Below are 26,116 nucleotides of genomic sequence, written 5' to 3'. Positions count from 1 at the left end.
CGTCTATGCGGTCAACATTCACGGGTCTTGAGATTTCAAAGCGCGCCCTGTTTACACAGCAGGCGGCTTTAAATACAACAGGGCATAACATAGCTAATGCGAATACGGATGGCTATTCCCGGCAAGTCGTCAACATGACAGCTTCCCGGCCGATCGAATACCCCGGCTTGCAGAACAGTACAGTCCCCGGACAAATGGGACAAGGGGTCGAGTTTAATAGCATTACTCGGGTTAGAGAAAAATTTCTGGACAGCCAGTTCCAGAATGAAAATAAGGATTTAGGCGATTGGTCTGTCCGTAAAGATACGTTGGATAAGCTTGAGGCCATCATTAATGAGCCGTCGGATACAGGGATTCGCCAGACGATTGAAGGGTTCTGGAATGCATGGCAGGAGCTCAGCAAGACTCCGGAGAATACGACAGCGCGGGCTTTGGTTAAAGAACGCGCCTTGGCTATGACGGATGCGTTTAATCAAACCTCGCGCCAATTAAATGATCTTTCGAACGATTTGACGGAGAATATTGAAGTAAAGGTAAAACAAGCGAATCAATACACTTCACAGATCGCTCATTTGAATGAAGAGATTTACCGTGTCGAGGGCCTGGGGGATAATGCAAACGACCTTCGGGACCAGAGAGATCTGCTGATGGATAACCTTTCACAAATCGTGAACATTAGTTATACGGAAGATGAACGTGGGTACAATGTATCTATGGGTAATACCCCGCTTGTAACGGGGAAAGATGTGAGCACCGTTTTGTCCAGAGGATCACTTGAAGCGGCTGCTGTCGCGGGCGGAGATTTAAAAAGCGGTGAAATCTACGGCTTGATCCAATCGCGCGATTATTATGTGTCCAATTACCAATTCCAGCTGAACAGTATGATTAATACGCTGGTGCAGGGTGATTTGAAGACATCGCTTCCTGAGGGAATGGTCGTTCCGGCCGATACTACGCTAACGTTGGTCAATGCCGACGGGACTACTACGCAGAAACAATTCAACGGGACTTTAGAGGAACGGACGTTAGGGGCTAATACGGATGTTATTGTCAAAGGCTTTAACGGACTTCATGAGCTGGGCTATTCCTCCTCCAGTCCTTTGAAATCAGGGGTTCCATTCTTTACTTTGAAGCCGGGTACGACAAGCTTCGATGCAAGCAGCATTACGGTCAATCCGGATATTGTAAGTGATGTCAGCAATATATCGTCCTCCTCGAGGACTTTTATAGATACAGACGGTGTGGAGAAAGTCGTCAAAGGGAATAACGATATGGCCCTTCTCTTGGCTGGCGTGCGTAATAATAAGGTGAATTTCGATCCTACCTCCTCAGGCAAGCCGGTTTTAATGGATGGTACCTTTGACGAGTTCTTCCGATCGATCGTTGGAGAGCTGGGTGTACAGAGCCAGGAGGCGACCCGCCAAGCGACGAATCAGCAAATCCTCGTAGATCAAGTCGATTCCAGAAGACAGGCGGTCAGCGGCGTTTCCTTGGATGAAGAGATGGCGAATATGATTAAGTTCCAGCATGCTTACAATGCGGCTGCCAGAGCCCTCACTACGTTCGACGAGTGTTTGGATAAAATCATCAATGGTATGGGGACTGTTGGACGTTAAATAGGTGACCTTATTATATAAAGAGGCAGGTGAAATATATTTATGACGACTAGAGTTACCCAGGGAATGCTTAACACCCAGTTGCTTCGAAATATTAACAGTAACCTAAATCGCATGAATGAAGGACAAAATCAGTTATCGACTGGCCGGAAAATTAATAAACCGTCGGATGACCCGGTGGGCATCAGCTTCTCGCTCCGCTATCGGAGTGAGGTCTCGGCAAACGAACAGTATGAAAGCAACGTGGATGCAGCTATTTCATGGCTCGATTATACTGATACGACTTTGGGACAAGCGAATAGTGTCATCCAACGCGTTAGGGAGCTCGCAGTAGAAGGGGCTAACGATACGAATCCACAGACAGCTCTCGATGCTATCAAAAGTGAGATCGATCAGCTGTACAAGCAAATGGTCACCATTGGAAATAGCGAATTTAACGGGAAATATGTGTTCAATGGCCAATTAACCGATAAACCGCCGTATACCGAGGCAACGGCTAGTACGGATGCGGTGGATCAAGGTGAGATTAAATTCGAAATTGGAACCGGTGTAAGGCTTGCCGCGAACATTCCCGGCAACAAGGTGTTTGGAGATGCGGATGATCCTAACAATCCGGGGACAAAAGATAATATTTTTAAAGTGATTCAAGATTTATCCGCGGCTCTTGGGGCGGGAGATACGACAGAAGTCAGCAATATTATAGGAAGATTAGATACGCAAAATGACAGATTTCTGGAAGTCAGAGCCGATGTGGGCGCCAAATCCAATCGCATTGAATTAGCCCAATCCCGATTGCAGGATATCAGCATTAATCTGCAGTCGCTGCAATCCAAGACTGAGGATGCGGATATATCCGAAGTTATTACAAATCTTAAGACGGATGAAAATGTATATCAAGCATCGCTATCCGTTGGATCCAAGATTATTAGCGCAAGCCTTATCGATTTCCTAAGATAGGAGACAGGCTGGATGGCAATTTCTCGTCTTCCTCAAATACAGATCAGCCAGCAGTATGGGCGAATTGGAATCGATGCCGATCCGGGTCAACTCGATATTCAGCAGCCGAAAGCGAAGCAGGAGCTTACCACTACGCCGGCTAAGCTCGAGATCGATGCGAACCCCGGGCAGCTCATTATCGACAATAGCGGGTGGCATGATGCGTTAGGTCATGGCCCTACGCTGCAGGCATTCAACAGAATTTATTCGGAATGCCGCAATATTGCCATGCAGGGGATAGCCAAAATTGTCGAGGACGGAAACCGGATGGCCGCTATCCATACGGGAGAGAATGCTATTGCAGCCTTGGCCCAGGAGAGCACGAAGGACATCGATTTCTATGAGTTTATGTATATGGGCGAGGCTTCTTATGACAATATAGATATTCAATATGAGCCGGGCCGTTTCATATTCAATTCGAACCGGCCAAAGTAGAGCATCGTGTCACCGTCAATCCGCCTATTATCAACTATCACCGCGGGAAGCTGGATATTTATATGCTGCAGTACCCAAAACTGGAGATTACAGCTCCCCAAATGGATATGAAAATTTAATATGACCTATATAAAAAGCTATAGCTGCCCTGTGGGCCTATAGCTTCCTTTTTTATCAAATACGGAAGGATGCTGAAGCATGCAGTTAGACACAATAGCCTTAGGCACCGTGACATATGATGAACAAGATGTGATTACATTTCCACAAGGAATTCCGGGATTTGAAGGATATCACCGCTTCTTGATTATTAATATAGATGAAGAGAGCTCGCTTGGCTGCTTGCAATCGTTGGATGACAGTAGAGTTCACTTTATCATTATTAATCCGTTTACGGTTTATTTGAACTATGAATTTAAAATCGAAGCTGCCGACCAGTCCGAGCTTGGGATCCAATCTGAAGCGGATGTTGAGGTATGGTCAATCGTCACGGGTAACGAGCATATCCAAGAAGCTACCATGAATTTAATGGCTCCGATTATTATCAATAAGCAGAACCGGAATGCGAAGCAAATCATATTACATAACTCAGCCTATCGGACCAAGCATGCTATACATGACTTGATGGCTGCTGTTCAGGACGAAGGGGAGTGATAAGATGCTGGTTCTTTCGAGAAAAACAGGTGAATCGATTATGATCGGAGATCAAATTGAACTGGTTGTGCTTGGGACAGAGGGGGATGTGGTCAAATTAGGCGTGGTTGCCCCTCAGCAGCAGCGGATTTTACGCAAGGAAATCTACGTAGCATTGAAGGAATCTAATGAAGAAGCATCCAAAACGGCGATTAACGTAGATCACTTGAGAAATTTCTTGAAAAAAAAGTAGAATAAAAGAAAATTTATCGGAAATCGCTATTCATTTTTGAGTCGAAAGGTACGATAAATATAATAGAGCGAGAAGGAGGGTAGGGCGGCCGACCTAACTCCTCCTCTTCTCACGATAAAACGGCCACCACATGGATGTGGGGCTACGAACTTCAAGGAGGAAGAAACATGATTATTAACCACAATATTGCGGCTTTGAACACTCACCGCCAATTGTCCATCAACACAGCTAACACGAACAAAAACATCGAGAAATTGTCTTCCGGTCTTCGCATTAACCGCGCTGGCGACGATGCTGCAGGCTTGGCAATCTCCGAAAAAATGCGTGGACAAATCCGCGGTTTGGACCAAGCTAGCCGTAATGCTCAAGACGGTATTTCCCTGATCCAAACAGCTGAGGGTGCATTGAACGAAACTCACAGCATCCTGCAGCGTATGCGCGAATTGGCTACTCAATCTGCGAATGGAACGAACACAGATACAGACCGTGGCGCTCTGCAAGACGAAATGAACCAGTTGACTTCCGAGATCAACCGTATCGGTAACACAACTGAGTTCAATACTCAGAAGCTGTTGAACGGTGGTATCGGTTCTGCTGATGGAGCGAAAGTTACTCAAGCTACAAGTGCAAAAGCGACAATGGCTAATGCATTGACATCCACAGGTACTGTTGGCGCTGTGAAAATCACCGTTGATAACCAAACGTTTGATCTTTCCTCTGCAACTTTGGATTCCGCATTAGGCGCAACAACCAGCTCTATTGAGCAAGAAGACAAGGATGAATTTATTGCTGAATTAGGAAACATTACTTCCGGCGGCGTTAAATTGTCTGATTTGGTTGATATCACATTGGATTCAACCAATCATTTAGTATTTACCGCAAAGTCCGAGGGAGCTTCCAGCACGATTTCTTTCACAGCATCAGGTCCTGATACTACATTGGGTCTTACTACTGCTAGTGTAGGCGCGGCGAATGCTGTGAAAGGCGATCCTACTACAGTAGAACGTGCAGGACTTGAAGGAACAAATGCATTGGGTAATTCGGCTGATACAACTATTGTTTCTGGTGCAACAATTAAACTTACCATTGGCACTGACAGTGCTGTAGAAGTGAAGTTGAACACTGGAACAACGGATAAAACTTATGAAACAAATACTGGCGTTGACGATAATGCCAAGGCTGCGGCTATGGCTGATGTGATTAAAGATCTGAATGCTGCCCTTCAGCAAGCGGGTCTAGACGGTAAAGTCACTGCTTCCTTGTCCAAGGACAATAAAGTTCAATTTATTTCCGAAACAGGCAAAGATATCACGGTAGAAGATGGGACAGGATCTGCATTAGCAGCGCTTGGTTATGACAATTCCGAAACAATTGGCAATGTTGATCAAGTGGTTGGAGCTGGCGCACAAGGTTCCGGATTCTCCACGAAATTCCAAATCGGTGCGAACTCCGGTCAATCGATGTCCTTGACAATCGGTGACATGCGCTCCGCAGCACTTGGTATCACAGGTAATGCCGGCCAAGCAGGTTTCACGAAAACGAATTCTGTTACTAACGGAACGAACGATGTGAAGTCCGAAGCAGCTCTTGATATCTCCACTAAAGAGGGCGCTGCAGCATCTATCGCAGTGTTGGATAAAGCAATCAACTCTGTATCCAGCGAGCGTTCCAAGTTGGGTGCCGTTCAAAACCGTCTGGAGCACACCATCAATAACTTGGGAACTTCTTCCGAGAACTTAACTGCTGCTGAATCTCGTATTCGCGACGTAGATATGGCAAAAGAAATGATGGAGCAAACGAAAAACAACATCCTTGCTCAAGCTGCACAAGCTATGTTGGCTCAAGCAAACCAACAACCCCAAGGTGTTCTTCAATTGCTTCGTTAATAGAAAATATAAAGAGAGAGCCAGATGGTTATTCTGGCTCTTTTTTAATAAGTTGAGGTGCTCAAATGTTTAAGATATCCGCTTGTTTGATAACGAAAAATGAAGAAAAGAACATCCAGAGATGTATTGAAAGTTTCAAGGAAGCGGCGCATGAGACAATTGTAGTGGACACGGGCTCAACAGATAGAACTGTGCAATTAGCTCAGCAACTAGGAGCTAAGGTGTTTCATTACGAATGGAACAACAATTTTGCGGATGCAAAAAATTATGCGATAGAGAAGGCTAGCGGGGATTGGATTATTTTTCTAGATGCAGATGAATACTTTTATCAACATTCTGGAGAGAAAATTCCGGATTTGCTGAAGCTTGTACACGAGAATGATAAGGTAGACGCGTTACTTCTTCATCATATTAGTATAGATGAATTGACTAAACGAGCCATACAATCTAATTCCTTAGTTCGAATCTTCAGAAATAATAATAATATCCGATACAAGAACAGTATTCACGAGAGTATTTACAAAAAAACAGGTACTATCAACTTATTTAATGTTAGTAAGAATGACTTGGTAGTTTATCACACAGGCTATTCTGCGGACCGGATTATCAGTAAGGCAGAACGTAATTTAGAAATGCTGCTAAAAGAACAGCGGCTTCACTCCAATTCTAATAAGCAAAGAAATATTATTTATATGTACCTATCTGATTGTTACGTTACTTTGAGTCAATATAATGAGGCCATATTCAATGCTCGAAAGTATATTGAATCTGGAGATTTGGCTTATGGTTTTAATACAAAGGCTTATCATAATATTATTCGTTCTATGAGAGCTGCTGATTTTCCACATAAAGAGATTATAGTTGAAATAGAGAAAGCAATGGAGCGATTTCCGAATCATCCTGACTTTTATAGATATTTAGCTGTAGAATATTTAGAAAGTAAGCAATATGAGCAGGCATTGAATTACTTTCAAAGGACTGTTGAGCTTAATGCGAGTTATAACGATGTTGAGCTTAATACGATACCAGGCTTACTCACTGACATTTATTACACAATCGGACGCATATTTGAGTTGAAAAATCAGCCTGAATTGGCTTTAGATAATTATTTTAAGGCTCTGACAGAAAATAGATATCACGAAGGTGCGTTTCATTGCTTGATTCGATTGATTAAGCAGCAAAGGGCAGAGGATATTATTATTTTTCTCAAACAGATCTATGATATTACAGTTGAAAATGATATCCAATTTGTTGTCAGAGAACTCTCTGCCTTAAAGATGGGTAAGACCTTGCTATATTTCTGGAATATTTGGTATAAAACCTTTGGGCAGAGTGATAGCACGTTCATGTTTGCATTGTTAGGAAGCAAGAATTACGAAGAGGCATTACGATATTTTCAAAGCTGTTATCAAGAAGAAGAAGCGGGTCAGTGGGCTGCTTTGTTTATTGTCGTTTGTACCTTGGTTAGTTATGTTGAGCTCGAAAGGAGCGTTTTGCATGATATTATTCCCGGAGACTATCAGAGATTGGCGAGTGTTTTTTATGGCGGAGGCCTCGATTTGATTTTAGGTCAAGAAGATGTTCCGGGCTATCTTGCTATATTAAAAGAACTTGTCATTCTGGATGAGGAGCAAATTCTGGGGAGACTACTAAGAATAAAAAATGCGTTTGATATACCACTTTCCAAGGAGATTGGAAGCTTATTAAATGATTTTAACAGATTTGATTTAGCTTTGGAGCAATGGGAAGAATCTTTAAGTGAAGAAGGTAATGAGCTAGCTCATAATTATTTTGAGAAGGCATATTGCGAATATAAGCTTCTGAGATATAAGGATGCAGTTGAAACATTCCAGCGAGCCAAGGAACAAGGATATTCTGTGGATGAAATAGACCAATTTTTATGCTGGATGAAAGTTTAATTGGTACGACAAATTCATGAAATACTGATTTCCATGAATTTGTTATAACATTACGCAAAAAAAATGTCGATATATGTAATATCAATAAGATAGCTGTTTTATGATGAGCCAGGGGGATATATGATGATGAAGGTTGTCATTCTAGCGGGAGGATACGGTACTAGAATCAGCGAAGAATCTATATTCAGGCCTAAGCCAATGGTCGAAATTGGTGAAAGTCCTATTTTATATCATATTATGAAATATTATTCTTCATTTGGTTTTAATGATTTTGTTATTTGTTGCGGATATAAAGCAAATATTATTAAAGAATATTTTGCGAATTACTTCTTGCATACTTCTGATATCACTTTTGATTTTCGTGAAGGGGGGGATGTGGAGATTCATCAAAATACTGCTGAGCCATGGCGAGTTACAGTTATAGATACAGGCCTTGATACACAAACTGGAGGTCGTATTAAATATATTAAGAAATATATTAATAATGAGCCCTTTCTATTAACATATGGTGACGGATTAGCTGATGTGAATATCTCTTCTTTAGTTAATTTTCATATTAAAAATGATGCAATTGTTACATTAACGGCTGTTCAACCGTCAGGACGTTTTGGTGCAATCGATATTGAAGAAGGGAATATGATCAGTTCATTTAAGGAGAAGCCAAGAGGGGATGTAGGTTGGGTGAATGGTGGCTTTTTTGTATGCCAACCAGAAGTCTTTGATTATATCGAGGGGAATTATACAATTTGGGAGCGTGAACCTCTCGAACAGATTGCTAGTCTGGGGAAGCTCGCAGCATACAAGCACCATGGGTTTTGGAGTCCCATGGACACGGTGAGGGATAGGTCGTATTTGGAAAATTTGTGGAAGAGCGGCAATGCTCCTTGGAAAGTGTGGTGATCCCGATAATAGATCAATCCTATTGGAAAAACAAAAAAGTTTTTTTGACCGGTCATACTGGGTTTAAGGGATCGTGGCTTTCAAGTATTCTACTGCATGCAGGGGCCATTGTCACTGGGTACGCACTTTCTCATCCCAACAAACCAAATCTTTATGAAATTTTAAACTTATCAGCAGAGATGAGTTCGATAAATGGCGATATTAGAGATATTGCGTGCTTACAAAAAGCACTCAACAGCGCGAAACCAGATATAGTATTTCATTTAGCGGCTCAACCTATCGTTAGAGAATCATACAATAATCCTGTGTATACCTATGAGACGAATGTAATGGGGACCGTCAACATTTTGGAATGTATACGCCAATATGGAAACGTCAGATCATTTGTAAATGTTACAACAGATAAAGTATACGAAAATAATGAATGGTATTGGGGATATAGAGAGAATGATCGACTTTGTGGTCAAGATCCCTATTCTAACAGTAAATCTTGCAGTGAACTGATTACTTCAAGTTACAGCAATTCCTTTTTTCGCAATAGCAACTTACCAGCCATTTCAACGGCACGCTCGGGTAATGTAATTGGAGGTGGTGATTTTGCCGCCGATAGGATAATACCCGACTGTGTAAGAGCTGTCACTTTACATGAAAATATCATTGTTAGAAATTCTTATTCGATAAGACCATATCAGCATGTGTTAGATTGTCTTTCGGGCTATTTGCTCCTAGCGCAAAAACAGGATCAAAATAAGGATAAGTATGAGGGAAGCTACAACTTTGGTCCAGATGAGATGGACTGTATAAATACTGGTGTTTTAGTTGATGAGTTTTGCAAAAAATGGGGCCCAGAAGCAAAGTGGGTATCTGTTTCTGAAGAAGGTCCATATGAAGCGACAACATTAAAGCTAGATTGCTCGAAGGCAAAAACGGTTTTGGGGTGGAAGCCTGCTTATTCAATCGAAACAGCTGTTGAGATGACTGTGGAATGGTATCAAGCTTTTTATAATGACCGGGAATGCAAAGCAGTAACAAGCAATCAGATTAATAAATATTGGTCATAAGGCCGTAAGGTGGTTGTAAGATTGTGAAAATCCGAGTAGCTGATTATATAGCAAATCTTTTAGTTCGAAACGGAATAACGAGTGTTTTTTCTGTTGTAGGTGGTGGTGCTATGCATCTTAATGATGCCTTTGGTAGACATGAAAACATAGAATGTATATATAACCACCATGAACAAGCGAGTGCTATCGCAGCTGAAGGGTATGCACGTATTCATAATAAAATGGCTGTTGCATGTGTGACTACTGGGCCCGGCGGAACAAACGCCATCACAGGGGTGTTATGTTCGTGGTTAGATTCAATACCAATGTTGATTATTTCTGGACAAACGAGGTATGCAACAACTGTTGAGAGTACAGGTCTTAACCTAAGACAGTTTGGTGAACAGGAGTATAATATTATTGAATCTGTAAAACCCATGACTAAATATGCTGTTATGGTAAAAGACCCAAAAGATATAAAGTATCATTTGGAGAAGGCTATTTATGAAGCTACAACAGGCCGAAAGGGGCCTTGTTGGATTGATATTCCCTTAGACGTTCAAGGTGCTTTAATTGAGGAGTCAGAATTAATTGGTCTTCCTACTCCGATGGAATCTTCATTAATCGAGGACGATTGTAGTGTTATACTAAATAAAATTAAAAGGGCAAAAGCTCCGGTAATTATATTAGGTTCGGCTGTTAGACAATCTAGTTGCCTAACTGTAGTATATGAACTCGTTTCTAAATTGAATATACCGGTTCTTTGTCCGACAAGTGTTGCCGACATTTTTGAAAATTCCCACCCTCTATACTTTGGCAACTTTGGAGTTTTTGGTGGAAGAGCAGGAAACTTTATTATACAAAATGCTGACTTGGTATTTTCCCTTGGAGCTAGAATGTCATTTAAACAAACTGGTTTTAATTTTACTGCGTTTGCTCCTAAAGCAGAGAAAATAGTGGTAGATATTGATGGAGAAGAACTTAAAAAGAATACAATAAAAATTGATATGCCTATTCATGCAGATTTAACAGATGTGATTATTTCCTTAAATAAACAAGTGACCGATTGTTTACCATTAAAAGGTAGTTGGATAGATTATTGTAATACACTAAAAGCCAGATTTGCACTTATACCTGAAAATGCCTATGAAAGCGAAACAGTTAACCCTTACTTTTTCTCGCATAAACTACTTGAGAAGCTCGCAGAAGATAGTATTACAGTAGTTGGGAATAGTTGTGCTTGCGTTTCAGTATTACAGATGGGAATTTCCAAACGAGGGCAACGACTTTTTGGAAGTGTTAATTGTGGAACAATGGGATATGATATTCCAGCCGCTATAGGGGCAGCGGTTGCATCTGGGAAGCCCGTATTATGTGCGACTGGTGACGGAAGCTTCCAAATGAATATTCAGGAGTTACAAACCATTGTTCATAATAATTTACCGGTAAAGTTTATTATATTTAACAATTATGGTTATCAAGCTATTGTACAAACGCAAACTAATTTCTTTGGTGGTGATTTGGCTGGATGCACCAAGGAAAGTGGGATCAGCTTCCCTGATTTCGAGAAGATTAGTTATGCGTATGGTTTGCCGTACAAGAAAGTTTCATGTCATGATGACATTGACAATGGGTTGGATTGGTTGTTAGCCTTGGACTCTTTTGGTCTCTGTGAAATTATTCAGGATACAAAGCAACCTATTGAGCCTAAGGTAATGAGCAAGAAGCTTCCTGATGGAAGTATTATATCACCGGCAATAGATGATTTATCTCCATTTTTAACACAGGAGGAGTATGAAAAATATGCTAAGTTTCAGTATTGAAAATATAGCAATCGGTGAAGAGTTTGAACCGTTAGTAATCCCGGAAATGGGTATTAATCATAACGGATCTTTGGAGACGGCCTTTAAGATAGTTGATGCTGCAGCAAGAGCAGGAGCGAGAATCATCAAGCATCAGACACACGTTATTGAGGACGAAATGAGTAGTGATGCAAAGCGCGTTATACCAGGCAATTCAACTAAATCGATCTATCATGTTATGAGTGAGTGTGCGTTAAACGAAGAACAAGAGAAAGAACTGATGGAGTACGTTGAGTCGAAGGGAATGGTGTTCCTAAGTACTCCCTTCAGTCGGGCTGCTGCTTTGCGACTCGATAAATTTGGTGTTTCCGCTTTTAAAATAGGTTCTGGCGAAATGAACAATTATCCTTTGATTGATTTAATTTCTAGAATGGGTCGGCCCATGATTGTGTCTACAGGTATGAATGATATGGAATCAGTAAGTCGGGCTGTTGATATTCTTATTAAGAATAATTGTAAGTTTGCCTTATTGCATACGACTAATTTATATCCAACACCAGCTAAATTTGTTAGGCTTGGTGCTATGACAAGACTGCGAGAGTTTGGGGTTCCTATTGGGTTATCTGATCATACTACAAATAATAATGCTTGTATCGCAGCAATGGCTTTAGGTGCATCTATTGTAGAACGTCATTTTACTGACACGATGGACAGAGTGGGGAATGATATCGTTTGTTCTATGGATGAGAGTCAATTAAAAGCATTGTTGGATGCCTCGAAAGAAGTATTTCAAATGCGCGGCGGAGAAAAAGTCCCATTAGCGGAGGAACAAGTTACAATGGATTTTGCCTTTGCAACGGCAGTAACTGTTGCGGATATTAAAGCTGGTGAAAAGTTTACAATGGGGAATCTCTGGGTGAAAAGGCCAGGAACGGGTGAAGTTAAAGCTATTGATTATGAAAAGGTGATCGGTAGAACAGCGAAAATCAATATTAAAGCAGATACGCATATTTCTTGGGAAATGGTACTGTAGATTGTGATGAAGAGTAAAATTGAAAATATTGTATTCATAACGGGAACCAGAGCAGACTATGGCAAGTTGAAGCCACTTATTAGAGAAACGCAAAAGATTTTCAAAGTATCTGTTTTTGTATGTGGAATGCATTTGCTGGAGGAATTCGGATCAACCTATCAAGAGGTACTTAATGATGGGTACGAAAATGTATATTGTGCTTCAGAAATAAATTATACAAGGAAAATGGATGTTGACCTGGCCAGTACAATAGTTGCACTAAACTCTTATTTATTAGCGGCAAATCCAAACCTAATTGTAGTTCATGGAGATCGAGTAGAAGCATTAGCTGGAGCTATTTCTGGTATGCTAAATAATATTCTAATTGCACATATCGAGGGTGGTGAAGTAACAGGTACTGTTGATGAAGCAATAAGGCATTCGATCAGTAAAATGGCGCAGTTTCATTTTGTGGCGAATTATGAGTCGAAACTGAGAATTCTCCAGCTAGGTGAAAAAGAAGAGAACGTATTTGTAATCGGATCACCAGACATAGATGTCATGGTTTCATCTGATTTACCTCCATTAGATAGCGTTAAGAAGGAACATGGTATTCTTTTTCAAGATTATGCAATTTTTATATATCATCCTGTTACTACTGAGCTTTTGGACATTCAACATCATATTGAGGAACTTTTAAAGGCAACAGAGGCAAGTGGGAAAAACTATATCATGATATATCCAAACAACGATCTTGGCAGTGATATCATTATTAGAGAGATTGAAAAATATAAAGATCATGATAGGTACAAGCTGTTTCGCTCTTTGCCTTTTGAGAATTTCTTATGCTTATTAAAATATGCTCAATTTATTATTGGTAATTCAAGTGTTGGAATACGAGAGGCTTGCGTTTTTGGAATTCCTGCCATTGATTTGGGAACCAGACAGCAGGGTAGATATAAGAGGGCCTACTTAAGGAATATTCAACATACGGTAGAAAATCGCAAGAAAATTTTATCTTGTATTCATCGAGCAGGCTTCTATAAGTTTACTTCGAATTATTTCGGTGATGGAAATAGCTCAAAACTTTTTGTTGAAAATCTAAAGTCTAAATATGAGGCATCAACCCAAAAGAAGTTTGTTGATATTGGAGTAACCCAGCAAGCGATTCAAAATTATATTAATGAGGTATGCTTCTAATGAAAACGGCCGTACTAACGGGTGGAACGGGATTCTTGGGGTTTGGTTTATTAAAAACGCTCTTAAATAACGGGGTATTTGTTTATGTGCTGGTCAGAAGTAATTCAAAAAGACGCGAACGCTTAAACCATATCGACGGAATCAAGATCATTGAAGTAGACATGGAAGAGGAGTTTGATTTGTCTGAATACGTGAACTCCGCCGATGTATTTTATCATCTGGCTTGGGAGGGGACTAGAAATGACCTCCAGGGTCAAATGAAAAATATAAATATAGCTGTTAATGCTATGAAAGCTGCATATCAGATAGGGATTAAACAGTTTCTTGTGACCGGGTCTCAAGCTGAATATGGGATTGTTAATCATGAAATAAATGAAGATACGCTTACTGCTCCTAATACAGCGTATGGTTCATGTAAGCTAGCTTGTTACTACATATTGAGTAGTTTAGCAAGTCAGTTAAACATTCCCTTTACATGGGTAAGAGTGTTCAGTGTTTACGGGGAAGGAGACAATCCCAATACTCTAATTTCCTATTTGTTTAAAAGTTTTAAAGAAAATAAAATCCCTGAACTTACAAGCGGGAATCAGATTTGGGATTATTTATATATTGATGATGCTGCTGATGCTCTGTATTTGCTCGGTGATAAAGGCAAAACGGGGCTTTTTAACCTAGCTTCGGGGGATAGTCGGCCACTTAAAGAGTATATAGTAGAGGCAAGAAATTTAATAAGCCCGTCTTCTACCTTGAAATTTAATGTTGAAACTGATGTGAACGTTGTTCAACTTAAAGTGGATGTAAAAAAAATTCAATTAGAGCTGGGCTGGAAGCCTGAAATAAATTTTTTAAATGGAATTTGGAAGATGAAGCGTTAAGATTTGTCGAATATAGGACATTTGTGTAACACCAGCCTCATAATAGTGGCAAATTATTTAAGTACTCCTAGTTGAATGTTCCTCTAATATATTGGGAACGAAAGCGAAGATTATAAAATTAATTGCAGTTACTTGCATTGCAGTTACTTGCACTTTCATAAATTAATTAAATTAGCGAGCGTGTTTTCGCTTACCTATAGTTTTGATTATTTGTTGCATTAATTTAGGGGTTTGGTATTTCAATATTAGTGGCACAAAAGATGGTAACTATAATTAAGGTGGAGTGTCAAATGATAAAATTGGTTATATTTGGTACGGCAATAAACGCAACCCTGCTATTTGAGACTGGTGGCTTTAACAAAGACGTTAAAATTGTTGCTAGCATCGATAATTCTCCTTCACGGATAGGTAAGGAATATTACGGGATCATAATTAAACAACCTGAAGAAATCGTAAATATAGATTTCGACTATGTTTTAATAACATCCCGTACTAATTATGTTGAAATGGCTAACCAGCTACTTTTATATAAAATACCAGTAAATAAAATCATTATTAGCTATGAAGAGGGACATATTAATTTTTTTGGGAAGATGTTGGGGGGGAACCGTACCGCCGTACTTACTAGACCTTCAACTTACCGTACAGAAACTAAGTACGGTAATGCTGAAATTGTACATGACTTAGTGAATGATACTATTATTACGCAAATTCCTGTCGAATTATTGAGGGTAAATTCAGAACTTAGACATTCAAATGGAGATAGTGTATTAGCAGCTTCCGACGAATTTTTAGAAAATAATCCTATAGATTATCAAATCTATAGATCACCATATTATCCAGAACTGTTTGATTATCTAAGCGGAGCTAGCGAAAATTATCCTAGCGCCTACCTTAAACTTTTTAAGGCTACGAGTGATTCGCAAGCTGAGAAGGTGCTTATGATGAGAAAAGAATTCTATGATAAGCAAATGTCTATTTTACAGCAAGGCTTTTCATACTATAAAGAACATACCCAACCTATAACTGTAAAGTACGATAAAAATAGAGGCTTTTTTAGCGTTATCGATGGATTGCATAGAGCTACATTTTTATATAGTAAAGGTGTTAGACATATTTATGCTATGATGTCATTAAACGATTATAATGCTTATACTAATAAGTCAAATATTTCACCTTTAATTGAGCTTCTTGGCGATTTTAAAATAAACGACATCTACACATCCATTCTGCATCCTACTTTTTACAGGTATTCAACACTTCGAGATATTGTGTTTCCGACAAGAGTAGAGTTGGCGTTTAAAGCACTCCGAGGAATAAATTTGAGAGGGAAAAAGTTAATCGATATAGGATGTAATAACGGATACAATGCACGCATGTTTGCAAGAGAAGGACTCAAGGTTACCGCAATTGAAATGGATAAAAATATATATGAACTGGCTAAAGCTATAAGCGTTCTAGAAAATACGAATGTTAATTACGTATATGGGAAGTTTGAAGATATCGAGGCAACAGAAAGCTATGATATAGCCTTGTTAATGACCGTGCTGTATTGGTATCTTGAAACACCGGAAATTTTAGAATCTTTCTTTGAACGATTGAATAGTATGGTTTCTGAAATGATTATATGGGAATCCGGTGACAAACCAGAGTTGGAAAAAGAACTGATTATTAGAAACACTAAGTTTAAAAAATACCAGAAGTTATCAATTACTACCGGCACCGGCAAGTTACGCGAATTTGGTATTTTTAGGATCTAGAAGTAGGGAGGCATTTCGTGTTAAAGGATGAGGCGTTAGCGATCCAAATTCTTGAGTGTATTGAAACTTTATTGGAGGCGGCACAATATATGCTTGAATGTGCAACCGCAAAAAATTATGGTCAAATCGAATTAACAGGAAGCGATATGAAGGATATGATACAGTCTTTATACCCGCTTGTTCAAAAAATAAAGGAGGAAATACCCTTTATTTCCGCTCCAGTAACTTGTGAAAACTTGATTTTTTCCATAAATAATATTTTTAGGTTTTTAAAGACTCGGTCAGATAAGGGCATATCAAAAATTCAATTTGAACTTATTCCTATAATTCAAGAGTTTTATTATGATTTTTACTTTTTTACTTGTATCTTCGGTAATAAAGATAAGGAACAATTACATTATGCTCAAGAATTTGTTCAGATGGGTATAAACTCATACACAGAAGAAAGTATGCAAACAAATCAGTATAAATATGATGTGTCCATCTATGTCCTTGCCTACAATAAACTTGAATATACAAAACAGTGTATTGAAAGTATTTTGAAGTTCACTCCTAGTTATGTAAATTATGAGTTGTTTTTTATTAATAATGGTTCAAGTGACCATACACAAGAATATTTTGACAGCCTTCAGTGTAATAAAGGAATCACTCTATTGAAAAACAGCTTCGCGGATATAAGAGCATCGCGTCGGATTTGTGAAGGAAGATATGTTTTGTCTATTTCGAATGATGTTGTCGTTACAGAGAATTACTTGGATAACCTTATTAAATGTATTGAGTCGGATCCTCAAATAGCAATGGTAGTGCCCACAACACCTAATATCTCAAACTATCAGACCATACCAGCAGAGTATTCCTCTATTGAAGAAATGCATGCTTTTGCAAAAGCAAATAATATTTCAGATCCATCTCGTTGGGAGGAACGAACAAGACTCTGTAATCCACTTTCTCTATATAGAAGTGATGTCTTGTTTTCATCACGTGGTATAGGTTCTATAGACCGTTACTTCGTTTACAGTGAATTCGGTGATGATGCTTTAGCACTGCGATTAAGACGCGCTGGTTACAAAATGGTTTTAGCTAAAGATTGCTTTTGCCATCATTTTGGAAGTGTGACCCTTAAAGAAGCTCAAGTTAAGGAAAATACACTTGAAAAAAGCCGCAAATTATTTATGGAGCGACATGGTGTTGATGCATGGAGCATAGGGTTTTGCTATGATGAAAAATTTATACAGTCCTTGGCTATCAAAGCTGTAGGACAAGTTAACATTTTGGGTATAAATTCTGGATTTGGATCAAATCCTCTCAAGATTAAAACAATTCACAAAGAGGCAGGAAACCAAGACATAGGTTTATATAATGTTACAGATGACGAACGGTATATTCTTGATTTAGATGTATACAGTACAGAAGTAATTCATGCCAAAGATAACGCGATTGATGCTTTTGATAATATTTCTTTTGACTACATTTTATTGGAATCTAATATAGAACAAATACTTCAAATGCCGAAAAGCTTTGATACCCTTAGAAGTAAACTCTCTAAAGCTGGGATACTGGCTATATGTGCCGTAAATGATAAAGATGTAGAATTACTTAAAAAATATAATGCTGATAAGACCATCCAAGGCATAACTGGTTATTGGTACTGCTGGACTAACTAATATGAAATAGGAGAGTAAAGCATTGAAAAATAGTGACCAACTCAGGCTTGAAATCATGCAATTAACTAAAGAATACTATCACGCAAAGAAACATGAAGATAGCATAGATGTTAACCGGAATCAACGAATTCACTACGCCGGCAGGGTTTATGATGACAACGAAATTGTAAACCTAATGGATGCGAGTCTGGAGTTCTGGTTAACATCAGGCAAGTATACCAAACAGTTCGAGAAACAATTTGCGCGCTTTTTAAATGTAAAGCATTGCTATACATGTAACTCTGGTTCAAGTGCTAATTTGCTGGCATTCATGGCACTTACTTCACCGTTACTAAAGGAGAAAAGGATTTTGCCGGGTGATGAAGTCATCACTGTCGCAGCGGGGTTTCCAACTACTGTGGCTCCCATTATTCAATATGGGGCCGTACCTGTATTTGTCGATATTACAATACCGCAGTACAACATTGACTGTACCCAGCTGGATAAAGCATTGACCCACAAAACTAAAGCAGTGATGATTGCACATACATTAGGAAATCCGTTTAACCTAGGAGAGCTTAAGCAATGGTGCCAAAAACACCGATTATGGTTGGTTGAAGATAATTGTGATGCGTTAGGATCCGAGTATTATATCGACGGAGAATGGAAATTAACTGGAACGATCGGAGATATAGGAACATCCAGTTTTTATCCGCCTCATCATATGACGATGGGAGAGGGCGGCGCCGTCTATACAAATAATCACCTATTGGCGAAAATTATTTTGTCTTTAAGAGATTGGGGACGGGATTGTTATTGTCCGTCAGGTATAGACAACACATGCTGTAACAGATTTAATGGACAACACGGTCAGCTTCCATTTGGATATGATCATAAGTATGTGTATTCCCATTTTGGGTATAATCTGAAAATAACTGACTTGCAGGCAGCAATCGGCTGCGCGCAGTTGGATAAACTGGAGTATTTCATCAAGGCCAGAATTGATAATTGGAATTACTTGAAGAACCGGCTTGATCCGATGAGTAATGTACTGGTTCTCCCGGAGCCAAGTGAGAATTCTAAGCCGAGCTGGTTTGGATTTCTAATAGGAGTAAAAGAGGATGCTGGCTTTACAAGGGATGATATTGTCTCATATCTTGAGGAGCATCACGTGCAGACCAGAATGTTGTTTGCAGGCAATTTGATTATGCATCCTTGCTTTGATGAAATGAGAAATGAGCAGACGGGGTATAGGCAAATAGGTAATTTAGTCAATACTAATTTTGCAATGAACCAAAGCTTTTGGGTAGGAGTTTATCCTGGGATGACACAAGAAATGTTGGATTATATGATTGCATGTATAAAGCAGTTTGTGAATATTGCGATGGCGGAGGACTCCCTGTAGCGAGAACCTTGAGCAGTTATATCCCAATCTCCATTTGGGGATAAGTTGTTGCTATATTGTCATTGAAATATGCTAAAAGAGCCCTTTTTCGGAGAGGCTCTTTTATTAATTTGTAGCTTGAATATTACGAAATTCGATTATTTTTGCATTCTTCCTAAACTCTGTATCACTTCTTTCCGATACTATTAGTATTAGATGTAAGATGGAGGTCGGTAGTCATGGACATTTCTTTTGCCAATTCGGCAGGAGGGGCTAATCCTCAATCGTTTCCAACAGTTCCAGGCGCAGTGAAAGCAGCGGGAGAACGGAGTGACGGCAAGGCGGATTCAATGGAGTTGTCGGGAGCGGCGGCGGATAAAGAGGCGGCAAGGCAGGAATTGATGAAATCGGTCGATGAATTGAACAAAATGATGCAGCCTAATAATACGCATTTGAGCTTTGTTCTTCATGAAAAACTACAGGAATATTATGTGCGGGTTGTAGATAATCAAACAGATGAAGTTATCAAAGAAATCCCCTCCAAGAAGATCCTCGACATGGTTGCCGAGATGAAAAGCAAGATCGGTTTGTTAATTGATGAAAAAAGGTAGGTGAACAGTGTGACTAGTACAAGTTCAACCACGATGCGAATGAGCGGATTAGTCTCAGGTTTAGACACAGATTCCATTGTCAAAAATTTGATGAAGGCGGAGAGTGCCCCGTTAAATAAGCTTTTGCAGAAAAAGCAGACAGAAGAATGGACAAGGGACCAATATAGAGAAATGAATGCGCTCTTGTTAGATTTAAGAAGTGCGACATCGAACATGAAGCTACAAGGTACGTTCCAGACAAAAACGATGGCTTCTGATAACGATTCTATCGTGACAGCCAAGCAAAAGGGGTACCCTACGGCTACTACATATGATGTGAATGTAATCAGTCAGCCCACGGCTGCTAGCTCGGCATCAGTTAAGTTTACTGTGAATAACAGTGTGAAGGATGGTTCCACTGAAATTGGAGGAACTGCCTTTTCATTTAAGATTGGCTCCAGTGCGGCGAACGCAGTAGAGATCAAAGTGGACCCCAAAGACACCATTAATAATGTCATCGCCCGGATCAATGCGGTTTCCTCAACTACGGGGGTAAAGGCAAACTTTCTTGAGGATGATAAATCTATAACTTTGACAAATACAACTGCAGGCGCAGCCTCAGCAGTATATGTCGGGGGCGTTGGTGATACGACGGTTGGCGATACTAGTGATGATATTAATATACTTGGAATATCTAATGGAGATACAACTGGTGGCGGCACTAATTGGTCGGCGGGTACGTACAAGGCTGGTACGAACGTCACAGCCGGTAGTGTCAAAATCAACGGCATCACATACGGCATCACCAGCTCTACTTTTACATTTGACGGTATAGAGTTCAACGTTAAGGGCACAGGCCCCACTACGGTTAATGTGAAGCAGGACGAGGACGCCATCTATAACTCGATTAAAACTTACATAGACAAATATAACGATGTTATCGATAAACTCAACACCAAGATTAGCGAGACTCGATACAGGGATTACCAGCCTCTGTTAGATGATGAGAAATCGGCAATGACCGATAAGCAAGTAGAGCAGTGGGAAGATAAGGCCAAGAGCGGTATGCTAAGACAGGATCCGATCCTTTCCGGTTTGTTATCTCAAATGCGCCAGTCACTCTCCAGCCAAGTAACGGGAAGCACAATTGATGATAAACATAACACCCTAAGCGAGATCGGAATCACGACAGGGTCCTATTACGAGAATGGTAAGCTGTATATCGACGAGACCAAGCTGCGTCAGGCGATCTCCGAGAACGGGTCGGCCGTCATGGATTTGTTTACCAAAACAAGCACGGCTACGGACTCTTCTACTAAATATGCAGAGAGCGGGCTAGCTCAGCGTCTCTATGATCAGATTAACAGCACGATGACCAAGATTACAGATAAGGCCGGTAGCGCAGCATCGCTTACGGATAACAGTACTTTAGGTAAAGATTTAACTCAAATCGGCAAGGATATCATAGATTGGCAGGCGAGGCTCAAGGATATTGAAGATCGTTACTGGGCTAAATTCACTGCTATGGAGACAGCGTTAAGCAAGGCGAATTCCCAAAGCAGCTGGCTGACACAACAGACCCAAAGTTAAAAAGTAGAGGGAGCGAGGAAGCATGATAACTGCTGCTCAAAAATACCAAAACAATCAAGTCACTACGGCCACTCCTGGCGAATTGACTCTCATGCTGTTTAACGGGGCGATTAAATTTGTTAAGCAGGCAAGAGCGGCTTTAGCCGAGAAGCAATGGGAGAAGTCGAATCAATCCAATTTGCGGGTACAAGATATTATTAGTGAGCTTATTATTACGCTGGACCGCTCTTACCCAATCGCTGAGCAGCTCATGACGATGTACGATTATATGAACCGCCGGCTGATCGAAGCGAACATCCACAAGGACGACACGATTCTCGACGAGGTGGAAGGGCTGTTCGTACAGTTCCGCGATACGTGGAAGGAAGCTATACTTCTCTCCAAGCAAAAGGCATAGAGAGAGGGGACTAGGACAATTATGACGGCCTCTTTGGATATACTGCTGAACGAATTGCTTGAGCATACTAGACGACTGCAGAGCCGGTTATTGGAGGATGCCGAGCCGGAAGAGTGGAACGATCTTCTGGATCAGCGGCAGAATGTAATACAACAGCTGAATGAACGGTTTGAAGCAGGAGCAACGCTTTCGGACGAACAAAAGCGAATCTATCTCCAACCGGCGGCCGAGGCTGATATGAACCTTATTCCCGTCATGAACCGCAAGAAACAGCTGCTGGCAGTGGAAATGGCTAATTTCCGGAAAAGCAAGGCAGCCAATGATCAGTACGGGGGATATGGCGGGTCTACCTCCGCTTATGGCGCATTTTTTGATAAAAGAAAATAGAGATTGCGTACGAATAACTTAAAATAAATGAGTTAAGCCCTCTTGTGAATAAACATGAGAGGGTTCTTTTTGTATACACACGACCTGTGGACAATGTGCATAACTTTGTGCATAACTTTATAAAAAATGTCGAAAAACGCCGCAGTGACGCGGTTTTTCTCTGTGAATAGTTTATTAACGGCATGTTAATACCGAAATTTTCTAAAAATTCCGGTTTCACGTGTGGATACAATTGACAGCCGGGAAGAGGGGGTGATATATTCGAATTGTGGGCATGGCCTGCATTTACTTGATAACGAAGGGAATGTTTTGAATGCAAGGTAAAGTAAAATGGTTTAACGCAGAAAAAGGATACGGTTTCATCGAGCGCGAAGACGGCGGGGATGTATTCGTGCATTTCTCCGCAATCCAATCCGAAGGATTCAAAACATTGGAAGAAGGCCAATCGGTTGAATTCGATATCGTAGAGGGCGCACGCGGACCACAAGCAGCTAACGTAGTAAAGCTATAATTTATCCTTAATACAAAGGATCGAATGGCATAGATTGGTTATCCATAACTGATAGAGCCGCTACACCCTGGATTGAATCGAGGCCACTGAAGAACTTACGTTTTTTCGGTGAGTCCAGGCGTTAGGCGAAAAAAATGCGGCACCTGTTCCGATTTTCTCGGAGGGTACCGCATTTTTCATAGGGCTTTACGCTATTTTTTAGTCAGCCAGTTTCAATATCCGCTTTAAGTTTACTGCGAATATGGCCATAGCTCCTTGTATCTGCATGCCTAACAGACCCGAGGACGTGGCTACGTCGTACCCGTGCCGGTGCTTAAGTTCGCTGTTTTTGGCCTCGATCTTGTACCGTTCTTTCGCCTTCTCTTTGAAATACTCCGTTTCCTGGAATGCCATCTGCTCGGCGTGCTCCCCGGATTTAATGCTCACCGAGTACGTTTTACTTTTAGAGCCCTCCTTGTAGCATCCTTCTTTGAAGGGGCATCGTTTGCATAGCTCCACATCGAAATAGTAAGTGTCCTTTTGGTTTTTGCTGATTCCCTTTTTTCCTGTCCGCGCTTTCCGAATCGCCATATGGCCTGCCTTGCATACATACATGCCTGCATCTTTATTGAATTCGAATTCATCTTCCTTTTTGCGCATACCCTGGGTGATTTGTGGGTTAAGCCGGGAGACGAGTTCAATCTGATTTTCCTTGCTGTATGCGATGTTTTCTTTTTCCGAATAGGCCATATCGCCAATTACCGTCTTTACATCCATGCCCGCAGCCTTGCTTTTCTCGATGAGCGATTGCAACTGCTTGCCATCGTTCTTCTCTCCGGTCGTTACAATTGCCGCCGTAATGATTCGTTCCTCACTCATGGCAATATGCGTCTTATAGCCAAAAAACGAGGAATCTGCACTCTTGTGGCCGACGCGCGCATCCTGATCTTGCGAGATGCGCAGTTGTTCTATGTCATCCTCGACGGTCTCTTTTAGCAGATTCAACGGTTCTGTAATCTTAGGCAGTTGGGCGATACCAAGCCCGGTTTCGGTAACCTCGATGAGCTTCTGGCAATAGTCGATCTCGGCCTCGAGCGTATCCACGGCGTTCTTGGCAGGTAGCTTCCCCTTCAGCGATTCGTCGATAGAGTAGATGGCTTTTCGCAATTTGCGGGAACGGTCCTGTAAAATCTCCCTCGGTGATTTCTGGTTATAACGGGCTTTTGTATGCGTCGCGTCCACGATGATGGAGGTGCTCGTTAAAATCCCTTGCGCAGTAGCTAGTTCAACTGTCTTGCCGATGAGCAGATCCAGCAGATCCATGTTTTTTAACCGCAACTTGCGGAACTTCGTAAGGGAGCTCGGGTCGATGACGGCTTCTTCCGGAGCCATCTGAAGGAAGTATTTAAAAGACATATCGTACCGGGAGCGCTCGACCAGATCCACGTCCGACACCTCGAAAATAGCTTTCAGAAGCAGATATTTAAACATCCGCAACGGATCGATGGCGTTACGGCCGTTGTCCAAACAGTAGTTAGCTTTCAATTCGTCGTAGACGAAGGAGAAGTCAACCAGCTCATTTATCTGGCGTAGCATGTTGTCTTTCGGCACGATGAGGTCATATAGCGCTGTGTATGGGCTTAATGCAAAAGAAAGTTGAGGCTGGAACATGGTCTTCACCCTTCCGACGTATTACTTTAAAGTATACAAGAAAAAAGGCACAGCGCCCTCAAAATATTGAGAGTCTGTACCTTTTCATTAACGGACTTTTTCAGTGGCCTCGCCGTTGGGTAATGGTGTTCTTCTGGCCTTATGACTTCACGTATGTATGCCCGACGGAAATTATCGCATTCAGCGACAACGTAGATAAGTTCAAGGAGCTTGGCTGCGATATCGTAGGCATCTCGGTGGACAGCGTCTATACCCACCGTGCTTGGATCAATACGCCGCGCGACCAGCAGGGCATCGGCCCGATCAACTACCCGCTGGCGTCCGACTTCAAGAAAGAAACAGCCAAAGCATACGGCGTGCTTGACGACGCTTCGGGCGCGGCGCACCGCGGTCTGTTCATTATCGACCCCGAAGGCGCAGTTCGCTACCAGGTAGTTACCGATATGAACGTCGGCCGCAGTGTCGAAGAAACGCTGCGCATTCTTGAGGCGCTTCAATCCGGCGGCTTGTGCCCGGTGAATTGGAAAAAAGGCGATAAAACACTCGGATAATTGCAGTGTCAAAAAAACCGGCATCCTAAGCGGAGGCCACTGAAAAACTAGCGGAGAGCACGGAATCGTTCTGTAGAAGCGAAAGCGTTCGCCTTTGTCCTTGGATTTCAACCGCTACAAGCGGAAGATAATCAAAGAAATCCAGGGACAACAGCGATCGGAAGAATGTTCCGTACTCGTAGCGATGACTTTTTCAGTGGCCTCGATTGAATCCAGGGTGTTTTTTGTGGTGGTTCGTGTTTCTCCAAAAACAAGAGGGAAGTCAGCTCGTTTACAGAATTGTAAGAAAATTTAAACAAATCGGCGAACAAATATGAAGGATTTTTGAATGAGGCCGCCGAATATAGTATAATAGGTACATGAAAGGAGGAGAAGTACAATGAAATTCAACATTCGTGGACAACACATCGAGGTAACGGAAGCACTGAGAGACTATGTTGAAAAAAAGCTGAGCAAGCTGGAAAGGTACTTTGAAAATCCCCCTACTTCCGAAGTTAATGTAACTTTGAGTGTCATTAAAGGCTTACAAGCCATCGAGGTGACGATTCCGCTGACGCGGGTTCTGCTCCGGGCCGAGGAAAAAAGCGCCGACATGTACGCATCGATCGATGTCGTTGTAGACAAACTGGAGCGGCAAATCCGTAAGCACAAAACGAAGGTCAACCGTAAAATCCGCGAAGAAGGCGGTATACGCGATATATTAAAGGTAGATACGCCGACTTTGCTCGAGGACGAAGACTTTTACGAGCTGGTCCGTACCAAACGGTTTACATTGAAGCCGATGGATGTGGACGAAGCGATTCTGCAAATGAATATGGTAGGTCACACCTTCTTTGTATTCTCCAATATGGATACAGAGCAAGTGAATGTGGTATATAAACGAAATGATGGCAAATATGGCTTGATTGAGCCGGCCGTATAAATAGATAACGGAGAGCTTGCCTTTAGGGGCAGGCTCTCTTTTACGTATAGATCGAGGTTCCTTCTACGGTGTTTCGCATAAAGGAAACGCAAGTTTACCATGATAAATAATGGACGATCCTTCAGTTCTTGCGACTCTTGTCGCAAACTGCTACAATTTAAGGCAAA

Annotated in this window: 23 protein-coding genes and 1 pseudogene; 23 read left to right on the top strand and 1 reads right to left on the bottom strand. The window is 41.2% G+C overall.

Annotated features, from left to right (window positions below):
- Nucleotides 1–5: 5 nt before the first annotated feature.
- From flgK to ACHHV8_RS36015, 21 genes and pseudogenes are all read left to right on the top strand, one after another.
- Nucleotides 6–1,616, top strand: coding sequence for a flagellar hook-associated protein FlgK (gene flgK / locus ACHHV8_RS36115; protein ID WP_395164239.1), 1,611 nt, complete (start codon nt 6–8; stop codon nt 1,614–1,616).
- Between the two features lie 42 nt (nt 1,617–1,658).
- Nucleotides 1,659–2,573, top strand: coding sequence for a flagellar hook-associated protein FlgL (flgL, locus tag ACHHV8_RS36110; RefSeq protein WP_395164238.1), 915 nt, complete (start codon nt 1,659–1,661; stop codon nt 2,571–2,573).
- Between the two features lie 12 nt (nt 2,574–2,585).
- Nucleotides 2,586–3,166: pseudogene (locus ACHHV8_RS36105) on the top strand (DUF6470 family protein).
- 79 nt (nt 3,167–3,245) lie between these two features.
- Nucleotides 3,246–3,698, top strand: a complete 453-nt coding sequence (gene fliW / locus ACHHV8_RS36100; RefSeq protein ID WP_395164237.1) for a flagellar assembly protein FliW — start codon at nt 3,246–3,248, stop codon at nt 3,696–3,698.
- Between the two features lie 4 nt (nt 3,699–3,702).
- Complete coding sequence (csrA, locus tag ACHHV8_RS36095; protein ID WP_395164236.1) at nt 3,703–3,930, top strand: carbon storage regulator CsrA; 228 nt, start codon at nt 3,703–3,705, stop codon at nt 3,928–3,930.
- Between the two features lie 167 nt (nt 3,931–4,097).
- A complete protein-coding gene (locus ACHHV8_RS36090; RefSeq protein ID WP_395164235.1) occupies nt 4,098–5,816 on the top strand; it encodes a flagellin N-terminal helical domain-containing protein in 1,719 nt (572 codons plus the stop codon).
- A 65-nt stretch (nt 5,817–5,881) separates the two neighbouring features.
- Nucleotides 5,882–7,735 carry a tetratricopeptide repeat-containing glycosyltransferase family 2 protein gene (locus ACHHV8_RS36085; protein WP_395164234.1) on the top strand — a complete coding sequence of 618 codons (1,854 nt, stop codon included), beginning with the start codon at nt 5,882–5,884 and terminating at the stop codon, nt 7,733–7,735.
- A gap of 126 nt (nt 7,736–7,861) precedes the next feature.
- Nucleotides 7,862–8,635 carry a glucose-1-phosphate cytidylyltransferase gene (rfbF, locus tag ACHHV8_RS36080; protein WP_395164321.1) on the top strand — a complete coding sequence of 258 codons (774 nt, stop codon included), beginning with the start codon at nt 7,862–7,864 and terminating at the stop codon, nt 8,633–8,635.
- Entirely contained in the window at nt 8,629–9,696 is a 1,068-nt protein-coding gene (gene rfbG, locus ACHHV8_RS36075) for a CDP-glucose 4,6-dehydratase (RefSeq protein WP_395164320.1), read from the top strand. The genes rfbF and rfbG overlap by 7 nt, the downstream gene beginning before the upstream one ends.
- Nucleotides 9,697–9,719: 23 nt before the next feature.
- Nucleotides 9,720–11,498 (top strand): thiamine pyrophosphate-binding protein, encoded by a 1,779-nt coding sequence (locus ACHHV8_RS36070; RefSeq protein ID WP_395164233.1) that lies wholly within the window; start codon nt 9,720–9,722, stop codon nt 11,496–11,498.
- On the top strand, nt 11,470–12,510 hold the full coding sequence (locus ACHHV8_RS36065) for an N-acetylneuraminate synthase family protein (RefSeq protein ID WP_395164232.1): 1,041 nt from the start codon (nt 11,470–11,472) through the stop codon (nt 12,508–12,510). The genes ACHHV8_RS36070 and ACHHV8_RS36065 overlap by 29 nt, the downstream gene beginning before the upstream one ends.
- A 6-nt stretch (nt 12,511–12,516) precedes the next feature.
- Nucleotides 12,517–13,689, top strand: coding sequence for a UDP-N-acetylglucosamine 2-epimerase (neuC, locus tag ACHHV8_RS36060; protein ID WP_395164319.1), 1,173 nt, complete (start codon nt 12,517–12,519; stop codon nt 13,687–13,689).
- Nucleotides 13,689–14,564: an NAD-dependent epimerase/dehydratase family protein gene (locus tag ACHHV8_RS36055; protein ID WP_395164231.1), complete on the top strand. Its 876-nt coding sequence runs from the start codon at nt 13,689–13,691 to the stop codon at nt 14,562–14,564. Before neuC ends, ACHHV8_RS36055 begins: the two co-directional genes overlap by 1 nt.
- Nucleotides 14,565–14,854: 290 nt before the next feature.
- Nucleotides 14,855–16,324: a methyltransferase domain-containing protein gene (locus tag ACHHV8_RS36050; RefSeq protein ID WP_395164230.1), complete on the top strand. Its 1,470-nt coding sequence runs from the start codon at nt 14,855–14,857 to the stop codon at nt 16,322–16,324.
- A gap of 17 nt (nt 16,325–16,341) precedes the next feature.
- Nucleotides 16,342–17,988, top strand: a complete 1,647-nt coding sequence (locus tag ACHHV8_RS36045; protein WP_395164229.1) for a glycosyltransferase family 2 protein — start codon at nt 16,342–16,344, stop codon at nt 17,986–17,988.
- A gap of 22 nt (nt 17,989–18,010) precedes the next feature.
- Nucleotides 18,011–19,372 (top strand): lipopolysaccharide biosynthesis protein RfbH, encoded by a 1,362-nt coding sequence (gene rfbH, locus ACHHV8_RS36040; protein WP_395164228.1) that lies wholly within the window; start codon nt 18,011–18,013, stop codon nt 19,370–19,372.
- A gap of 218 nt (nt 19,373–19,590) precedes the next feature.
- Nucleotides 19,591–19,962 (top strand): flagellar protein FlaG, encoded by a 372-nt coding sequence (gene flaG, locus ACHHV8_RS36035; protein WP_395164227.1) that lies wholly within the window; start codon nt 19,591–19,593, stop codon nt 19,960–19,962.
- A gap of 39 nt (nt 19,963–20,001) precedes the next feature.
- Nucleotides 20,002–21,531 (top strand): flagellar filament capping protein FliD, encoded by a 1,530-nt coding sequence (gene fliD, locus ACHHV8_RS36030; RefSeq protein ID WP_395164226.1) that lies wholly within the window; start codon nt 20,002–20,004, stop codon nt 21,529–21,531.
- Nucleotides 21,532–21,553: 22 nt separating this feature from the next.
- Complete coding sequence (fliS, locus tag ACHHV8_RS36025) at nt 21,554–21,928, top strand: flagellar export chaperone FliS (RefSeq protein ID WP_395164225.1); 375 nt, start codon at nt 21,554–21,556, stop codon at nt 21,926–21,928.
- Between the two features lie 21 nt (nt 21,929–21,949).
- On the top strand, nt 21,950–22,315 hold the full coding sequence (gene fliT, locus ACHHV8_RS36020) for a flagellar protein FliT (RefSeq protein ID WP_395164224.1): 366 nt from the start codon (nt 21,950–21,952) through the stop codon (nt 22,313–22,315).
- A gap of 313 nt (nt 22,316–22,628) precedes the next feature.
- Nucleotides 22,629–22,826, top strand: coding sequence for a cold shock domain-containing protein (locus ACHHV8_RS36015; RefSeq protein WP_025847772.1), 198 nt, complete (start codon nt 22,629–22,631; stop codon nt 22,824–22,826).
- Between the two features lie 198 nt (nt 22,827–23,024).
- Here ACHHV8_RS36015 and ACHHV8_RS36010 read toward each other — a convergent pair whose 3' ends face one another.
- The gene (locus tag ACHHV8_RS36010; RefSeq protein WP_395155790.1) at nt 23,025–24,476 is read right to left on the bottom strand and encodes an IS1182 family transposase; all 1,452 of its coding nucleotides are present in this window, start codon (nt 24,474–24,476) and stop codon (nt 23,025–23,027) included.
- Between ACHHV8_RS36010 and ACHHV8_RS36005 the strand changes: the two genes are divergently transcribed.
- The gene (locus tag ACHHV8_RS36005) at nt 24,440–25,027 is read left to right on the top strand and encodes a peroxiredoxin (protein WP_395162872.1); all 588 of its coding nucleotides are present in this window, start codon (nt 24,440–24,442) and stop codon (nt 25,025–25,027) included. The two genes, ACHHV8_RS36010 and ACHHV8_RS36005, sit on opposite strands and share 37 nt — an antisense overlap.
- A gap of 379 nt (nt 25,028–25,406) precedes the next feature.
- Nucleotides 25,407–25,949: a ribosome hibernation-promoting factor, HPF/YfiA family gene (gene hpf / locus ACHHV8_RS36000; protein ID WP_395164223.1), complete on the top strand. Its 543-nt coding sequence runs from the start codon at nt 25,407–25,409 to the stop codon at nt 25,947–25,949.
- Nucleotides 25,950–26,116 lie beyond the last annotated feature (167 nt).

It is taken from the genome of Paenibacillus sp. TAB_01 (assembly GCF_043945595.1).
Classification (GTDB): Bacteria; Bacillota; Bacilli; order Paenibacillales; family NBRC-103111; genus Paenibacillus_S.
This window is presented reverse-complemented; position numbering and strand designations above follow the sequence as displayed.

Coding starts and splice junctions, on each gene's coding strand:
- flgK (WP_395164239.1), top strand. CDS start 6: ATGCGGTCAACATTCACGGGTCTTGAGATTTCAAAGCGCGCCCTGTTT.
- flgL (WP_395164238.1), top strand. CDS start 1,659: ATGACGACTAGAGTTACCCAGGGAATGCTTAACACCCAGTTGCTTCGA.
- fliW (WP_395164237.1), top strand. CDS start 3,246: ATGCAGTTAGACACAATAGCCTTAGGCACCGTGACATATGATGAACAA.
- csrA (WP_395164236.1), top strand. CDS start 3,703: ATGCTGGTTCTTTCGAGAAAAACAGGTGAATCGATTATGATCGGAGAT.
- ACHHV8_RS36090 (WP_395164235.1), top strand. CDS start 4,098: ATGATTATTAACCACAATATTGCGGCTTTGAACACTCACCGCCAATTG.
- ACHHV8_RS36085 (WP_395164234.1), top strand. CDS start 5,882: ATGTTTAAGATATCCGCTTGTTTGATAACGAAAAATGAAGAAAAGAAC.
- rfbF (WP_395164321.1), top strand. CDS start 7,862: ATGAAGGTTGTCATTCTAGCGGGAGGATACGGTACTAGAATCAGCGAA.
- ACHHV8_RS36065 (WP_395164232.1), top strand. CDS start 11,470: ATGAAAAATATGCTAAGTTTCAGTATTGAAAATATAGCAATCGGTGAA.
- neuC (WP_395164319.1), top strand. CDS start 12,517: ATGAAGAGTAAAATTGAAAATATTGTATTCATAACGGGAACCAGAGCA.
- ACHHV8_RS36055 (WP_395164231.1), top strand. CDS start 13,689: ATGAAAACGGCCGTACTAACGGGTGGAACGGGATTCTTGGGGTTTGGT.
- ACHHV8_RS36050 (WP_395164230.1), top strand. CDS start 14,855: ATGATAAAATTGGTTATATTTGGTACGGCAATAAACGCAACCCTGCTA.
- flaG (WP_395164227.1), top strand. CDS start 19,591: ATGGACATTTCTTTTGCCAATTCGGCAGGAGGGGCTAATCCTCAATCG.
- fliD (WP_395164226.1), top strand. CDS start 20,002: ATGAGCGGATTAGTCTCAGGTTTAGACACAGATTCCATTGTCAAAAAT.
- fliS (WP_395164225.1), top strand. CDS start 21,554: ATGATAACTGCTGCTCAAAAATACCAAAACAATCAAGTCACTACGGCC.
- fliT (WP_395164224.1), top strand. CDS start 21,950: ATGACGGCCTCTTTGGATATACTGCTGAACGAATTGCTTGAGCATACT.
- ACHHV8_RS36015 (WP_025847772.1), top strand. CDS start 22,629: ATGCAAGGTAAAGTAAAATGGTTTAACGCAGAAAAAGGATACGGTTTC.
- ACHHV8_RS36005 (WP_395162872.1), top strand. CDS start 24,440: ATGGGCTTAATGCAAAAGAAAGTTGAGGCTGGAACATGGTCTTCACCC.
- ACHHV8_RS36010 (WP_395155790.1), bottom strand. CDS start 24,476: ATGTTCCAGCCTCAACTTTCTTTTGCATTAAGCCCATACACAGCGCTA.
- hpf (WP_395164223.1), top strand. CDS start 25,407: ATGAAATTCAACATTCGTGGACAACACATCGAGGTAACGGAAGCACTG.